This window comes from Pigmentiphaga sp. H8 (assembly GCF_003854895.1).
Classification (GTDB): Bacteria; Pseudomonadota; Gammaproteobacteria; order Burkholderiales; family Burkholderiaceae_B; genus Pigmentiphaga.
Genome location: NZ_CP033966.1, coordinates 1,787,500 through 1,802,045 on the forward strand (window position 1 = coordinate 1,787,500; position 14,546 = coordinate 1,802,045).

The window sequence follows — 14,546 nt, forward strand, 5'->3', positions numbered from 1 at the left end:
GCGGGGAATGCTATGAAAATAGGCGAACTGTCCACGCGCACCGGTACGCCGGTCGAAACGATTCGTTACTACGAGCGCGAGGGCCTGCTGCCGCCCCCGGCCCGCACCGCCGCCAACTACCGCATCTACGGCGAGCCGCACGTCGAGCGGCTGCTGCTGGTGCGCAACTGCCGCGCGCTGGACATGACGCTGGACGAGATCCGGCGGCTGCTGCGGTTCTGCGACGATCCGGCGGACAACTGCGGCGAGATCAACGCGTTGCTGGACGAACACATCGGCCACGTCGCCACCCGCATCGCCGAACTGAAGGCTTTGGAAAAGACGCTGAAGGCCTTGCGCGGCCAATGTTCCGACGAACGGGCCGCGCGCGACTGCGGCATCCTGCAGGGGTTGGCGGCGGGACCGGAGCCGGCGCGCCGCGACGCCGAGCACAAGCACGGGCTGCTGGGGCCGACCCACGGCTGAGGCGGTCCAGCCAGGCTAATGCACCTGGGGGACCGTGGCGCGTATCAGCAGCGCGGTCTTGGCCATCTGCTTGACCTGGTAGGCCAGTTGCTGCAAGACCAGCACGCGCTCGGCGTCGGCCGGCGCCGTCCCCGCCTGGGCGGCCGCCACGGCGCCGTCCATGTCCCGGATCAACTGCCTGAGCCGCTCGTCCTCGTCCGGCTGGGCCGGCTTGCCGGCATTGGCGTCGCGCAGCAGGCGGTCCACCGTTTCGACCGTCTCGGTCATGGGCGGCGGCAGCGCGGGCAGGGCGGCGATCAGCGGCGCCGCCGCGCCCACCTGCGCGGCCATGTCGTGCAACTGGATGACCAGGCTGTTCAACTGCGCCGGCGAACGCTGCTTGGACTTGGGCTCGAGCATCATCCGGTAGAACGAGTTGGTGAAGTTGCCGAAGGCGATGTGCACGTTCTTGCGCGCCAGCCGGTAGTCGACGTTTTCCTGGTGCATCTCGACGTTGTCGAGCGAGGTGCCGACCAGTCCCAGGCTGGCCGTCAGGTAATGGCGGTTGGCCTCGACCGCGCGCCGCAGCAGCGGCCGCAGCATCCGGTATTCCCAATAGGGAAAGACGTAGCTGCAGGCCAGCGCGATGGCCGAGCCGACCAGCGTGTCGATGGCCCGTTCGCCCACCACCATGAGCGAGCCCGGCGCCAGGAAGTGGAAGCTCAGCAGCACGAAGGCGGTATTGAAGGCCGAACTGCCGACGTAGTACAGCAGCACCAGGCTGTTGGCCATGACGACCGCCACGAACATCGCCGCCAGCAGCACGAACTTGTTGTGCACGAAGAACAGCAGGGCCAGGACCAGCGCGCAGCCGATCAGCGTTCCGGCCAGGCGCTGCAGGTTGCGCTGCTTGGACAGGGCGAAGCCCGGTTTCATGATGACGAGTATGGTCAGCACCACCCAGTAGCCGTGGATGGCGTGGTGGGGCATCAGCCACTCGCTGGAAATGGTCATGCCTATCGCCGCCGCCAGGGTGACCCGCAGTGCGTGCCGGAAATACGGCGAGCTCCATCTGAGGTTGCTGCTCAGGCGGCCCAGCTTGAAGTCCTGGCGGGACAGGAAGCGCTGCAGCGAGGCGTCGACCTGGAGCGAACTGGGTTCGTCCAGGTGGGCGACGTCGGTATGGCGGTGCAGCCGGTCGACGATGTAGGCGGCGTTGCGGGCGCGGCGGAAGGTCGAGATCAGCGCGGCGTAGGCTTCCGGCTCGGCCTCGGGGAAGCCGCGCTGCTTGAGCAGTTCGATTTCGTATTCGATGGCGCGCACCTCGGCCTTGACGGTGAATTTGCTCTTGCTGGGCATGCCCTGGGTCACGGCCAGCCCCACGGCCTCGGTATCCTGCGAGAGCTTGTGCAGCAGGTCGCGGAAGAAGACCAGCAGGTCGGAGTCCTTGAACATCCGGCGCAGCAGCAGGTAGTCGGTATGGACCGCGACCATGGTCTCGTGCAGGTCGACGATGTCGATGAACAGGTTGAACAGCATGGTGCGGTACTGGTCGCGCTTGCGGTCGGAACGGCGCGGCAACTCGCGCAGCACCACGTCGCGCGCGGCTTCCTGCTGTTCGGCCACGGCCGCCTGGCGGGCGATCAGTTGCCGGTAGTTGTCCTCGATGTCGATGTCCGGATCGTAGAAGCGCGCCTTGGCTTCCAGGTATTCGGCCGAGGCGAAGATGCAGACGGCGATCGCCTGCTGCGCCTGCCGATACCAGAGCAGGCGGTTGACCGCCAGGCTGAACGCCGTGTACCACAGGCCGCCGACCAGGACCGCGGCGGTGTGCAGGGCCGCGGCGCGCGCGTCCAGGACGTCGTGCATGGTCAGCGTCATCAGCAGCAGGCAGCCGAAACCGATCAGCCCGCCCTTGCGGCCGTATACCGCCAGCAGCGAGAACCCGAAGCACTGCACGATGACGGCCACCCACAGCGCCAGCGGATACGGCGAGGCGAGCGCGGTGATGGCGGCCGCCAGCGTGCCCAGCAGGGCGCAGCCCAGCATCTCGTTGCGCCGGTGCCGGAAGGGGCCGGGCTGGTCGACGATGGCCACGCACATGGCGCCGAACGTGGCCGCCAGGCCCAGGGCCGCTTGATGGAACAGCCCCAGCAGCACCAGCGCCGGCATGAGCACGCCCAGCGCCTGCCGGATGCCCATGTAGAAGTACTGGCTGTAGATGAATTTCTTGATGTTCTTGGTGGAGTAATCCATCGAAGCGGATTCCGGGCGGTGTTCTGCGAGTCTATTGGAAAACCCGGCGGCCGGGGGAGGCCCCCGGCGCGGTCAGGCGCCGCCGCCCGGCGGATGGTATTGGTACAGCCACGTCTCCGACAGCGTCTTCTCGCCGCTCTTCAGGTACAGGCGCATCTCCACGGGATCGGCGCCGTCCACGGTCAGGTCGAACTGCGCGCGCCAGTGGCCGGGGACGTCGTCGGGCACCGCCTCGACATACACATAGGAGAAGCTGCCGCGCGAGGCCCACAGCACGGCTTCCGGCGTGACGCCGTAGGGCAGGCCGGCCAGCGGGCCGCCCAGGAATTCCACCATGAACTTGCGCACCCCCTGGGGCCGCGGCTGGCCCGGCTGCCCGCCGTTGCCCAGGCGGGTGGCCACGCAGCGGGCCGCGGCCGGCGGATAGGGCTCGCGGTCGGTCCAGTGCAGGCGGTACTTCAACCGGTGCTCGCTGCCCTTCGTTGCCGGGGCGGCGGGCACCCACATCGCGACGATGTTGTCGTGGATCTCGTCGTCGGTGGGTATCTCCACCAGGTGGACGGCGCCCGGGCCCCAGTCGCCCAGCGGTTCGACCCACAGCGACGGGCGGCGTTCGTAGTGGACGCCGTCCAGGTAGTGGTCGAAGTTCCGGTCCCGCTGGAGCAGGCCGAAGCCGCGCGGGTTGTCGTCGCCGAACGCCGAGGCCATGATGCGCGGCGGATTGTTCAGGGGCCGCCAGATGTACTCGCCGCCGCGCGTCCACATCGCCAGTCCGTCCGAATCGTGCACTTCGGGCCGCCAGTCGACGGCGGCGGGCTTGGCGGCTTCCGAGAACCAGTACATGGAGGTCAGCGGGGCGATCCCCAGGCGTTCGATGTCCCGGCGCAGGAACAGGGCTGCCTCGATGTCCATCAGCACGGCCTTGCCGCGCGTCATGTCGAAGCGGAAGGCACCCGTGATGCCGGGGCCGTCCAGCCGGGCGTAGACCGTGACGGTGTCGCTGCCGGCCGCCGGCGGCACGAAGTAGATGTGCGTGAAGGCGGGGAATTCCTCGGCGTGGTCGGGCACGGCGATGTCGATCGCGATGCCGCGTGCCGACAGGCCGTATTGATAGAGTTCTCCGATCGCGCGGAAGTACGAGGCGCTCAGGAAGGCCACCCAGTCGTTCGTGCGCCAGTCCGGCGCGGGCGGTTCGGCCACGCGACTTTCCTGGAAGCGGAAGCCGGCGAAGCCGATGCCGGGCGGCAGCGCGTGGGCGGGGCTGTCGGCCGGCATGTCGAAATAGCTTTCGTCGTACAGGATCTCGCGCGCCTGGCCGCCGTTGCCGTCCAGGACGTACATGCGTACCGGCGTGGGCGAGAAGCGGCCCAGATGGAAGAAGGTGACCGGGAATCGGCCGGGACCATCGGCGAACAGGGCATGGTCCGGCTTGAAGCGGATTTCTCCCACGGCGGCGTAGTCCAGGCGTTCCAGGATGGGCCAGTTCGGCATGGGGGTGGCCTGGAACGGGCGCGTGGCGGCCTCGCGCGCTTCGCGCACCAGGCGGTCGAACGAGAAGGGCGTGCGCGCGCCCAGCTTGAGCGGCGCCGCCGCGCCGGCCGGCGCGTAGCCCAGCGCGGCCAGGGCCAGGGCGCTCGTGGTGGCGAGAAAGGTACGTCGGTCGGTCATGGAGGGAGAACCATCCGGTTTCATCGGCGTGCCCATTTTTTCATCACGCCGGGTAAGTCGTTGGTGAAAAAAGGTTTTTTTGTGTAGTCCCAAGGCTGTCCCCAAAGTTGTCCACACCGGGGGTGGGTAACTTGGAGAGGGCGGACCGGGTATCCGTCAGGAGCGGATGGGCAGCAGCCGGCGGGACAGGACGACGAAACCCGCCGACGCGGCGATGGCGGTAAGAAGCAGCGTCATCGCCGCGGTCATGGGGCCGGCGTGATCGGTGATGAAGCCCAGCAGCATGGGCCACGCGTTGCCGATGTAGCCCGCGATGTAGAACAGCGAGACCATCAGGCCGCGCCGCTGGGGCGGCGCGATCTGGTTGACGATGCCGGCGGCGCCGATGAATGCCGCGCCGAACCCCAGGCCGGTGATCAGCACCGCCACGCCCATCAGCCAGGCCTGGGTGGCCAGCAGCGAGGCGATGGCACAGGCCAGGCCGCTGGCGAAGACCACGTTGCCGTAGCGGAAGGCGGACGTGCTGGACGTACGCTGGCTGAGGAACTGCGCCGTGCCGGCGCAGGCCGCCAGCAGCGAGCTGGCGTAGCCGCTGAGCGCGTAGTCGTGGATGCCCAGCAGTTTTTCGCCCAGCGATGGCCCCATCGCCATCAGCGACGAACCGACGCCCCAGACGATGGACAGCGTGATGCAGCAGAGCAGCATCAGCTGGGTGACGCGCCGGGCCGGCAGTGCGCGGGCGGACGCATGCACGGCCTGCGGCGAATGCGGGGCCGGGGCGGGTGTGGCGGCACGGCGCAGCGGCAGGCGCCACAATCCCTGGCCGACGGCGAGGACGATCAAGATGATGATCAGGAAGGGCAGGACGGTGGGATAGAACCCGGCCTGCAACGCCACGCCGCTCAGGATCGGCCCCAGGATGGAGCCCAGCGTGAAGGCCGCCGTGCCGAACAGCGCGGCGCGCTGCTTGTGCTGCGGCGGCTCGAGGTCGAGCAGCGCGGCGTTGGCCGCGCCGGTCAGCGTGCCGGTGCCCAGCCCCGCCAGCAGGCGGCCCGCCAGCATCATGCCCAGGTTGTGGGCGAGGGCCAGCAGGATCGCGCCGGTGGCCACCATGGCCAGCGCGGGCAGCAGCAGCCGGCGGCGGTCCGCGACCCGGTCCGCCAGGCGGCCGCCGACGAGCAGCGCGCTCAGCACGCCGACCACATAGGCGAAGAAGATGGCCGTGGTGGTGAACGAGGGCAGGTGCAGTTGCGCCTGGTAGAGGGGATAGAGCGGCGTGGGGACGCTGCTGCCCATGACGCCGGTCATGAGCGAGATCGTCACCAGCGCGCGGGCTTTCCAGAGCGGGCGCGTCGAGGCCGGAAGCGAAGGGGAATCGGAGTTCAAGCGGCAGGGCTCGGGAAGAGGCGGCCGGCGGTGGAGTCCTCGCCGCGGGCCGGAATACGAGAGCGCACTAGTCTACACCCATTCATGGATGGGCTACGGGTTTACCATTAGATTGACCGTCGGTTGATCTGGCGGTCCACGCCTTCCATAATCGGACGGCGGGTACGGCCACCGCAAGCCTGCGCCTGCGCGCCGCCCGCCTCACCTCTCCTTTGGAGCATGCCATGAAGCGAATGGACACCGAACGTCAAGGCAAGTTGAAGAAGCGCCGCGCGGCCCCGCTGGCCACCCCCACCGACCTGGGCGCGGAAGCGACACGGGAACTCAGCGGCGTGCTCAACGGGATCCTGGCCGACGTTTTCGCCTTGTACCTGAAGACCAAGAATTTCCACTGGCACATGAGCGGTCCGCATTTCCGCGACTACCACGTGCTGCTGGACGAGCAGGGAGTCGAGATCTTCGCCATGACCGACGTCATCGCCGAGCGCGTGCGCAAGATAGGCGGACCCACCATCAAGTCCATCGGCCATATCGCCAGGCTGCAGCGCATCCTGGACAACGACGCGGACTACGTCCAGCCGCTGGACATGCTGGCCGAACTGCGCGAGGACAACAAGACCCTGGCCAGCCACCTGCGCGAGGCGCACGACATCTGCGACACCCATCGCGACATCGCCACCGCCAGCCTGATCGAGAACTGGATAGACGAGACCGAGCGGCGCACGTGGTTCCTGTTCGAGGCCAGCCGCAATTCCGACGGCACCGGGCATTGACGGCGGAGCCGGTCCGCGTCACAGCAGGGGCTCGATGGGCAGCCACGACATCAGCCGGATCGCCAGCCGCTTGAGCAGGCTGGTGCCGGGTTCGGTGTCGTGCCGGATGGTGCGGCCGTCCCGGCGCTCCAGCCAGTACAGGTTGCCCCCGGGAGCCAGGCGGACCTCGTAGGCGCTGTCGGGGACGGTGGTGTCGAACGCTTCCGAGATGCCGCGGGCCAGTTCGGGGCTGTCGATGACGAAGCCCAGCTCCGTGTTCAGGTTGGCCGAGCGCGGATCGAAATTGAAGGATCCGATGAAGGCCCGGGTGCGGTCCACGCCGAAGGTCTTGGCGTGCAGGCTGGAGCCCGAGCTGCCGAACAGCGGCTTGCCTTCGGGCTTGCCGCTGTGGTGCGAGGCGCTGCGCATTTCGTACAGGCGCACGCCTGCTTCCAGCAGATCCTTACGCCGCCGGGCATAGCCCGAATGCACGACGGGGACGTCGGTGGCTTCGAGGGCATTGGTCAGTACCCGCAGCTTCACGCCCTGCCGCGCCATGGCCGCGAATGCGGCGGTTCCCTGTGCGCCTGGCACGAAGTAGGGCGACACCAGGCCCAGTTCCTTTTCCGGCGTGCCGATGATGGCGGCCAGTTGGTGGGCCAGCAGCCCTTCGGGCCCGGCCTGGCCTTGCGCCTTGGCCGGATCGTCGCTGACCATGCGCGCGGGGGCCCAGGTCAGCGGCAGCGTGCCCGCCAGCAGGTCGCGCACGAAGGGCTGCTCGCGCATGGCCCCGACATAGGCGGCCGCGGACGGATTGGCTTCGATCGAGGCGGAGTCGGCGGCCAATTCGTCCAGCCTGGCGGCCGGGACGGCCGGCAGCAATTGGTCGACCGGGTAGGCCGAGACGCTGGCCCAGTAACGATCGAAGTCGGCCGAGACGTCGTTCACGATACCGCCCACGGCCAGCACGTCGAGATCGGCGAACAGCACGCCGTCGGTGGCCCCGAAATATTCGTCGCCGATGTTGCGGCCGCCCACGATGGTCGCCTGATTGTCGGCCGTGAACGACTTGTTGTGCATGCGCCGGTTCAGGCGCGAGAACTCGAACAGGTAGCCCACCATCTTGGGACGCCGGATGGCGAACGGGTTGAACAGCCGGACCTCGATGTTGGGGTGGGCGTCCAGCGCGGCCAGGGTCTCGTCCAGGCCGGCGATGCCGTTGTCGTCCAGCAGCAGCCGCACCCGTACACCACGGTCGGCCGCGGCGTGCAGCGCCTCCAGCATCATGGTGCCGGTCATGTCGCCGCGCCAGATGTAGTACTGGATGTCCAGCGTGCGTTCGGCCGCATGGGCCAGCAGCATGCGCGCGGCGAAGGCGTCGCGGGCGTCGGCCAGCGGGTGGAAGCCGGTCCTGCCCGGATGAGCGTCGGCCTGCGGCGCGATCACCCGGCCCAGCGCGGTCTGGCGCGAGGCGTCCGGGTCCAGGGCCGACGACACGGAGCGGTCGGCCAGCGGCGGCAGCGAGCAGCCGGCCAGCCAGGCCACGGCCAGCGACGAGGCCGCCAGCTTCGCGGCCCGCGTGCCGAGTCCGAGCGTGGTGCGCGGCATGCCGCCGCCGGGGTTCGAGATCCGTCTGTCCATGCCGCATTGTTGGGCAAGACGGGGCGCAACTCAAATCGCGCCGGCGGCGCGGGCGCGCTAGCCGCGCATGCGGGTTACTGCGCGCTGGTACTGCACCGGCCAGTCCGGCGCGGCGGCCTCGAGTTCGGTGGCGGCGCGCAGCGGCCAATAAGGATCGCGCAGCAGCGCGCGTGCCAGCAGGATCAGGTCGGCGTCGCCGCGTTGCAGGATGGCCTCGGCCTGACGGGCCTCGGTGATGCCGCCCACCGCCGCCGTGGCGATGCCCGCGTCCCGCCGTATCGCGGCAGCCAGGGGGACCTGGAAGCCGGGTTCGCCGCTGCCCTGCGAGCCGGGCCGGATGGAGCCGCTGGAGCAATCGACCAGGTCCACGCCCAGCGCCTTGAGCCGCTGCGAGAGAGCGATGGACTGGGGCAGGTCCCAGCCGCCGTCCAGCCAGTCGGTGGCGGACAGCCGCACGAACAAGGGCAGCTCGGACGGCAGGCTGTCGCGGACCGCGGCGGCGACGCGCAAGGGCACGCGGATGCGGCCTTCGAAGTCGCCGCCGCAGGCGTCGCGGCGCAGATTGGCCAGGGGCGACAGGAACTGGTGCATGAGGTAGCCGTGGCCCATGTGCAGTTCGATCACCCGCATGCCGATCGCGGCGGCGCGGCGCGCGGCGTGGGCGAACGCGTCCACGACGCCGGCGATGTCGGCCTCGGACATCTCGCGCGGCAGCGGATAGCCGTCGGCGAAGGGCAGGGCGCTGGGCGCCATGACCGGCCAGCCGCCGCGTTCCGTCGGGATGCCGGCCTTGCCTTCCCACGGGCGGCTGGTCGAGCCCTTGCGGCCCGCGTGCGCAAGCTGGATGCCCGGCACCGCGCCCTGCTCGGCGATGAAGCGCGCGATGGGAGCCAGCGCCTGCGCCTGGGCTTCATTCCAGATGCCGAGGTCGCCCGGGCTGATGCGTCCGTCGGCCGTGACCGCGGCCGCCTCCAGCAGCACCAGGCCGGCGCCTCCCACCGCACGGCTGCCCAGGTGCACCATGTGCCATGCGCTGGCCAGGCCGTCCACGCATGAATACTGGCACATGGGCGCGACGCCGATGCGGTTGGGCAGGGTGACGCCGCGCAGCGGCAGCGGGGAGAACAGGCGATGACTCATGGCGGGTGTGCTGATGCGGCCCTTCATTCGATGCTGACGTGCGCTTCTTGTACCACCTCGCGCCACTTGGCGGTTTCGCTTGCCATGTAGGCGCCGAAGTCGGCGGATTTGCCGCCGCGGGGCTGCAGGCCCATTTCGGCGAACCGGCGGCGCAGGCCCTCGGTGGCCAGGGCGCGGTTGACGGCGCCATTGAGCGTGGCGACGACCGCCTCCGGCGTGCCGCGCGGCGCCACCATGCCGTACCACGGCGTGACGTCGTAGCCCGGTACGCCGGCCCGGGCCAGGGTGGGCACGCCGGGCAGCACGTCCACCGGCTCGGGGCTGGTCACGCCCAGCGCGCGCACCTGGCCGGACTGGATGCGCGGCAGGGCCGCGCCCACGCCGTCTATCATCACGGCCACGCGGCCGGGTATCAGGTCGTTGTACGCCGGCGCTGTTCCCTTGTAGGGCACGTGCGCCATTTTCACGCCCGCCTTGTACAGCAGGACCTCGGTCGCCAGGTGCGCGGAGCTGCCCGCGCCGGCCGAGGCATAGGCGATCTGCCCGGGTCGGGCCTTGGCGGCCGCCAGCAGCTCGGCCAGCGTCCGGTAGGGCAGTTGGGCGCTGGCCAGCAGCACGTGCGGCGCCACCGCGACCAGGGCCACGGGCGCGAGGTCGCGCAGGTTGTCGTAGGGCAGGTTCTTGTGCAGGCTGGCATTGACGGCCAGCACGCTGAACGGCGCCATCATCAGGGTGTAGCCGTCGGCCGGTGCCTTGGCCACCGCGTCGGCGCCGATGATGCCGCTGGCGCCGGCGCGGTTTTCCACCACCACGGGCTGGCCGAGTTGGTGGGCCAGTTCCTCGGCCACCGCGCGAGTCATCAGGTCCAGCGTCGCCCCGGCCGCGAACGGCACGATGATGCGCACGGCGCGTTCTGGGTAGGCGCCGGCGGCGGGCAGGGCCGCGGCCAGCAGCAGGCCGCCCAGCAGTGTTTGCGGCAACTTCGGCATGGTGGGTCTCCTCTGGGCCGCGGCGGAGCGCGGCGCGCCTCGTGGCGGGCGCGGTGGTGGGGGGCGCGAGGCGGCAGTATAGGCAGCGCCCCGGCGCGCGGACCAGCGGCGTCGGGAGAAAACAGTGTTTCCGTTTTGGTAACTATGAGGCGACGTCTTCCCAGCGCGGCTGGCTGAACCAGCCCTTCAGGAAATCCAGGAAGGTGCGCACGCGCAGCGGCAGGTTGCGGCGGCTGGGAAAGACCGCGTGGATCTCCAGTTCGGTCGGCCGGTAGTCCGCCAGCACGGCTTCGAGCCGGCCCTGGCGCAGGTCCTCGGACACCATGTAGGTCGGGTGCATGGAGATGCCGTGGCCCAGCAGCGCGGCATGCCGCAGGGGCTCGCCGAAGTTGGCGCGTATGGTGCCGCCCACCCTGACCGTCACCTTGCCGCCGGGGCCCTGGAAGGACCAGACGTTGGTGGGAGACTTCAGCGCGTGCACCATGCAGTCGTGGCGCGCGAGATCCTCGACCGACGCCGGGCGGCCGCGCCGGGCCAGGTAGGCGGGCGCGGCCACCAGCACCTGCGGCACCCGGGCCAGCCGGTGCGAGACCTGGCTCGTGTCCTTGAGCGACGAGGCGATGCGCACCGACATGTCCAGCCCTTCGCCGACCAGGTCGGTGCGGCCGTCGTCCAGGTACATCACCACGCGGATGTCGGGGTGCGCGGCCGAGAACGCGGTGATCACCGGGACCAGGTGGAAGGCGCCGAACGAAGGCGGCGTACCCACGCGCAGCATGCCCTTGGGTTCCTTGACCGAGCGGCGCACGGCGGTCTCCACGCCTTCCATGTGCTCGAGCAGGTCGCGGCCATTCTCCAGCAGCGCCAGGCCGGACTCGGTCAGGCTCACGCTCTTGGTGGTGCGCTGGAGCAGTTGCACGCCCAGTTCCCGTTCGAGCCAGGCGATGTGCTTGGTGACGTTGCCCTTGGCCATGCCCAGCCGCTGGGCGGCGCCGGAAAAGCTCAGGCCCTGGGCGACCTCGATGAACACCTCGATGCAGCGCAGCTTGTCCAACGTGCCTCCCGATTGGGCATGAGTCTGTTTTCGTTCTGGAAACGATGATTTCCCGGTTGGATTCTATCGCGACCTGGGTCGCGTCGATACACTGCGACCGCATCGCCGATGCCCATCGTTCACGAGCATGACACCAGGCCCCTTTGCGTTTCCCGCAGCTTTCCAGTCGCATTCCTTGCTGACGCGCGTGGTGTTCCGGCCGGGCGCGGTGGACGAGGCCGGGCCGGAGCTGGCGAGCTTGGGCGCGCGCCGTCCGCTGCTGCTGGCCAGCCGCCGGTCGCGAACCATGCCGCAATACGGCCGGCTGGTGGATGCGCTGGGCGACCGCGCCGCGCAAAGCGTCGACGTGCCGCCGCATTCCTCGGTCGACACCGTCGAACGCGTGGCGCACGACATCGCGAAACACGAGGCTGACTGCCTGGTCGCCTTCGGCGGCGGCAGCGTCATCGACACGGCCAAGGCAGCCGCGCTGCTGGCGGCCGAAGGGGGAGAGCTGGCGCGGCACGCCACGCGCTTCACGCCTCCGGATACGGTGCGGGTGCCCGCGCTGCGGCGCGCGAAGCTGCCCATCCTGGCCGTGCCGCTGACCGCCTCGGGGGCGGAGATGACGCCGTCGTTCGGCATCGCGCATGGCCCCGGCAAGCTCTTGTTCCGGGACGAGCGCTGCGCCTGCCGCGTGGTGCTGCTGGACCCGGCCCTGAATGCGGAAGTACCGGCGCGGATCGTGCTCGACTCCGGCCTGAACGGTCTCGCGCATTGCCTGGAGGGCCTGTATTCCCGCCAGCGGTCGCCCTACGCGACGGCGCTGGCGCTGGAAGGCCTGGCGCGCTTCGCGGCGGCGCTGCCGGCCGTGGCCAGGCGGCCTCGCGACGCCGGAGCGCGCGGCGAGCTGCTGGTGGCCGCCAATCTGGGGGGCATGGTGCTGGCCTCGGCGGGCAGCTGCCTGCACCACGCGCTGTGCCATGTGCTGGGCAGCCGCTGCGGCGTTGCCCACGGCGCGGCCAACGCGGTGATGCTGCCCCATGTGGCGGACTACAACCTGCCGGCCGCGAACGCCGAACTGGCCATGGCGGCGGCTGCGCTGAGCGCGGGGCGCGAGACCCGGCCCGAAGCGGTGGCGGGCAGCCTGCGAGCCTTGCGCCAAGCCGTGGGCGCGCCGTCGCGGCTGCGCGACCTGGGCGTGGCGGCCGAGGCGCTGCCCGGCGTAGCAAGGCACGCGCTGGGCGAAAGGGGGCTGGCACTGAATCCGCGCCGGGTGACCGGCCAGGATGAATTGAGGCAGTTGCTGCAGGCCGCCTGGTAGCGGCACGGGTTGATCGCACTCATGGAGAAAGGAATGATCAAGGTGGTGGAAAGCGGCCAGAGCCTGGGCGCGCGGATCGAGAACCTGGACCTGTCCCGTCCGCTGGACGACGCGCAGTTCCGGCAGGTCGAGCAGTTGCTGGGACGTCATGGCGTGTTGAGTTTTCCCGGGCAGGACCTTACCCCCGCGCACTTGCGGTCCTTCGCCGCGCGCTTCGGCACGCTGGAGGTCAACGTGGCCAACAGCTACCAGGAGCCGGGCATGCCCGAGGTCATGATCCTGTCCAACATGGTGGAGGACGGCAAGCCCGTGGGGCTGGCCGATGCCGGGCAGGACTGGCACACCGACATGTCCTACAGCAGGATGATCGCCTTCGCCAACATCCTGTACGGCATCCGCATACCCGTGCGCGACGGCGAACCGCTGGGCTGCACCGAATTCAGCAACATGCACGCCGCCTACGACGCGTTGCCCGAGGGCCTGCGGCAGCGGCTGGACGGCATGACCGTGCTGCACGACTTCAACAAGTTCTGGGAAATGATGCGGCGGGAAAAAGGCAGCCAGCGTCCGCCGCTGACCGAGGCGCAGCGCCGCGCCAAGCCTCCGGTCTCGCATCCCGTCTTCCTGACCCATCCCATCACCGGGCGCAAGGTGCTGTATGCCAACCCCGGGTACGCGGTGCGCATCAACGAGCTGCCCGAGCACGAAAGCGACGAGATCCTGGCCTTCCTGTTCGCCCATCAGTTGCAGCCGGCCTTCCGCTATCGCCATCGCTGGGCGGTGAAGGACGTATTGATGTGGGACAACATGGGGACCATCCACAATGCCGTGGCCGACTATGGCCCGGACGAGTCCCGCCTGATCAAACGCTGCCAGGTCATGGCCGACCGGTATTTCGCTGCGGCGGCATGACGCTGGAGACCACGAGGAGGAGACCCCAATGAAAAAGACATCGACACTGTTGCTGGCCGCCACGCTGGCCGCCGCCGCGGGATCGGCCGCCGGCGCCTATCCGGACCGGCCCATACGCATGATCGTCGGCTTCGCGGCCGGCGGCCCCACCGACGTGATCGCCCGGGTGCTGGCGCAGGAAATGACGCGTTCGCTGGGGCACCCCGTGGTGGTGGAGAACAAGGCGGGCGCCAATTCGCTGATCGCCACGCGCGAGGTGGCGGCGGCCGGGGCGGACGGATACACCGTGCTGTTCGCCTCGCTGTCGCACAACGTCAACTGGCTGCTGCTGGGCGCCAAGGCCGGTTACGACCCGCTGAAGGACTTCACGCCGATTTCCAACGGGGCATCGCTGCCCATGGTCGCGGTCACCGCCTATCAGTCGCCCATCCAGTCCATGAAGCAGTTGATCGAGCAGGCGCGCGCCAGGCCGGACACCATCAGCTATGGTTCCGCGGGCAACGGCGGGTCGGCCCACCTGGCGGGCGCGATGCTGTCGACCATGGCCAAGGCGCGCATGATCCACGTGCCGTTTCGCGGCAACGGTCCGGCGTTGACCGAGGTCATGGCGGGGCGCGTCTCGTTCATGTTCTATCCCATCATAGGCGTGGCCGCCAACGTCCAGGAGAAGCGCCTGAAAGTGCTGGCGGTGGGGACGCCGCAGGCCGGCGCCGAGTTTCCCGGCGTGCCCACGATGGCCGACGTCGGCTTCCCCGACTTCCAGGACACTGCGCCGTGGGTGGGACTGCTGGCGCCGGCCGGCACGCCGCAGCCGGTGGTGCAGAAGCTGAACCAGTCCATGGTCGAGGCGCTGCGGCAGCCCGACGTGGGGAAGCGCCTGAAGGAACTGGGGGCGGAGGTCATCGGCGATACGCCCGAGGCGTTCGGCAAGTTCCTGGTCCAGGACCAGAAGCGCTGGGCCGAGGTGATCAAGGCCGCCGGCATCACGGCGGAATAGGCGC

Annotated in this window: 12 protein-coding genes; 5 read left to right on the forward strand and 7 right to left on the reverse strand. The window is 69.5% G+C overall.

Going from position 1 to position 14,546, the window contains the following annotated elements; all coding sequences use genetic code 11:
- The first annotated feature begins 12 nt into the window (after positions 1-12).
- Positions 13-465 carry a Cd(II)/Pb(II)-responsive transcriptional regulator gene (gene cadR / locus EGT29_RS08440; protein WP_124688600.1) on the forward strand — a complete coding sequence of 151 codons (453 nt, stop codon included), beginning with the start codon at positions 13-15 and terminating at the stop codon, positions 463-465.
- A gap of 15 nt (positions 466-480) precedes the next feature.
- On the opposite strand, the gene EGT29_RS08445 is transcribed toward cadR, so the two are convergent.
- From EGT29_RS08445 to EGT29_RS08455, 3 genes are all read right to left on the reverse strand, one after another.
- Positions 481-2,700, reverse strand: a complete 2,220-nt coding sequence (locus EGT29_RS08445) for an FUSC family protein (protein WP_124688601.1) — start codon at positions 2,698-2,700, stop codon at positions 481-483.
- Between the two features lie 72 nt (positions 2,701-2,772).
- The gene (locus EGT29_RS08450; RefSeq protein WP_124688602.1) at positions 2,773-4,368 is read right to left on the reverse strand and encodes a glucan biosynthesis protein; all 1,596 of its coding nucleotides are present in this window, start codon (positions 4,366-4,368) and stop codon (positions 2,773-2,775) included.
- Between the two features lie 156 nt (positions 4,369-4,524).
- Positions 4,525-5,754: an MFS transporter gene (locus tag EGT29_RS08455; protein WP_124688603.1), complete on the reverse strand. Its 1,230-nt coding sequence runs from the start codon at positions 5,752-5,754 to the stop codon at positions 4,525-4,527.
- A gap of 224 nt (positions 5,755-5,978) precedes the next feature.
- Here EGT29_RS08455 and EGT29_RS08460 point away from each other — a divergent pair, with 224 nt between their 5' ends.
- Positions 5,979-6,527, forward strand: coding sequence for a Dps family protein (locus tag EGT29_RS08460; RefSeq protein WP_124688604.1), 549 nt, complete (start codon positions 5,979-5,981; stop codon positions 6,525-6,527).
- An 18-nt stretch (positions 6,528-6,545) separates the two neighbouring features.
- On the opposite strand, the gene EGT29_RS08465 is transcribed toward EGT29_RS08460, so the two are convergent.
- The 4 genes from EGT29_RS08465 to EGT29_RS08480 all read right to left on the reverse strand — a co-directional run bounded on the left by EGT29_RS08465 (position 6,546) and on the right by EGT29_RS08480 (position 11,330).
- Positions 6,546-8,114 carry a phospholipase D family protein gene (locus tag EGT29_RS08465; RefSeq protein WP_124692269.1) on the reverse strand — a complete coding sequence of 523 codons (1,569 nt, stop codon included), beginning with the start codon at positions 8,112-8,114 and terminating at the stop codon, positions 6,546-6,548.
- A gap of 90 nt (positions 8,115-8,204) precedes the next feature.
- Entirely contained in the window at positions 8,205-9,287 is a 1,083-nt protein-coding gene (locus EGT29_RS08470; RefSeq protein ID WP_124688605.1) for an NADH:flavin oxidoreductase/NADH oxidase, read from the reverse strand.
- A gap of 23 nt (positions 9,288-9,310) precedes the next feature.
- The gene (locus tag EGT29_RS08475; protein WP_124688606.1) at positions 9,311-10,276 is read right to left on the reverse strand and encodes a tripartite tricarboxylate transporter substrate binding protein; all 966 of its coding nucleotides are present in this window, start codon (positions 10,274-10,276) and stop codon (positions 9,311-9,313) included.
- A gap of 142 nt (positions 10,277-10,418) precedes the next feature.
- Positions 10,419-11,330, reverse strand: a complete 912-nt coding sequence (locus EGT29_RS08480) for a LysR family transcriptional regulator (protein ID WP_124688607.1) — start codon at positions 11,328-11,330, stop codon at positions 10,419-10,421.
- A gap of 175 nt (positions 11,331-11,505) precedes the next feature.
- On the opposite strand from EGT29_RS08480, the gene EGT29_RS08485 reads away from it, so the two are divergent.
- From EGT29_RS08485 to EGT29_RS08495, 3 genes are read left to right on the forward strand one after another with little or no spacing between them, the layout of a single operon-like run.
- Positions 11,506-12,633 (forward strand): iron-containing alcohol dehydrogenase family protein, encoded by a 1,128-nt coding sequence (locus tag EGT29_RS08485; protein ID WP_161567747.1) that lies wholly within the window; start codon positions 11,506-11,508, stop codon positions 12,631-12,633.
- A 33-nt stretch (positions 12,634-12,666) separates the two neighbouring features.
- Positions 12,667-13,545 (forward strand): TauD/TfdA family dioxygenase, encoded by an 879-nt coding sequence (locus tag EGT29_RS08490; RefSeq protein WP_124688609.1) that lies wholly within the window; start codon positions 12,667-12,669, stop codon positions 13,543-13,545.
- A 28-nt stretch (positions 13,546-13,573) separates the two neighbouring features.
- Entirely contained in the window at positions 13,574-14,542 is a 969-nt protein-coding gene (locus EGT29_RS08495) for a tripartite tricarboxylate transporter substrate binding protein (RefSeq protein WP_124688610.1), read from the forward strand.
- The last annotated feature ends 4 nt before the right edge of the window (positions 14,543-14,546 follow it).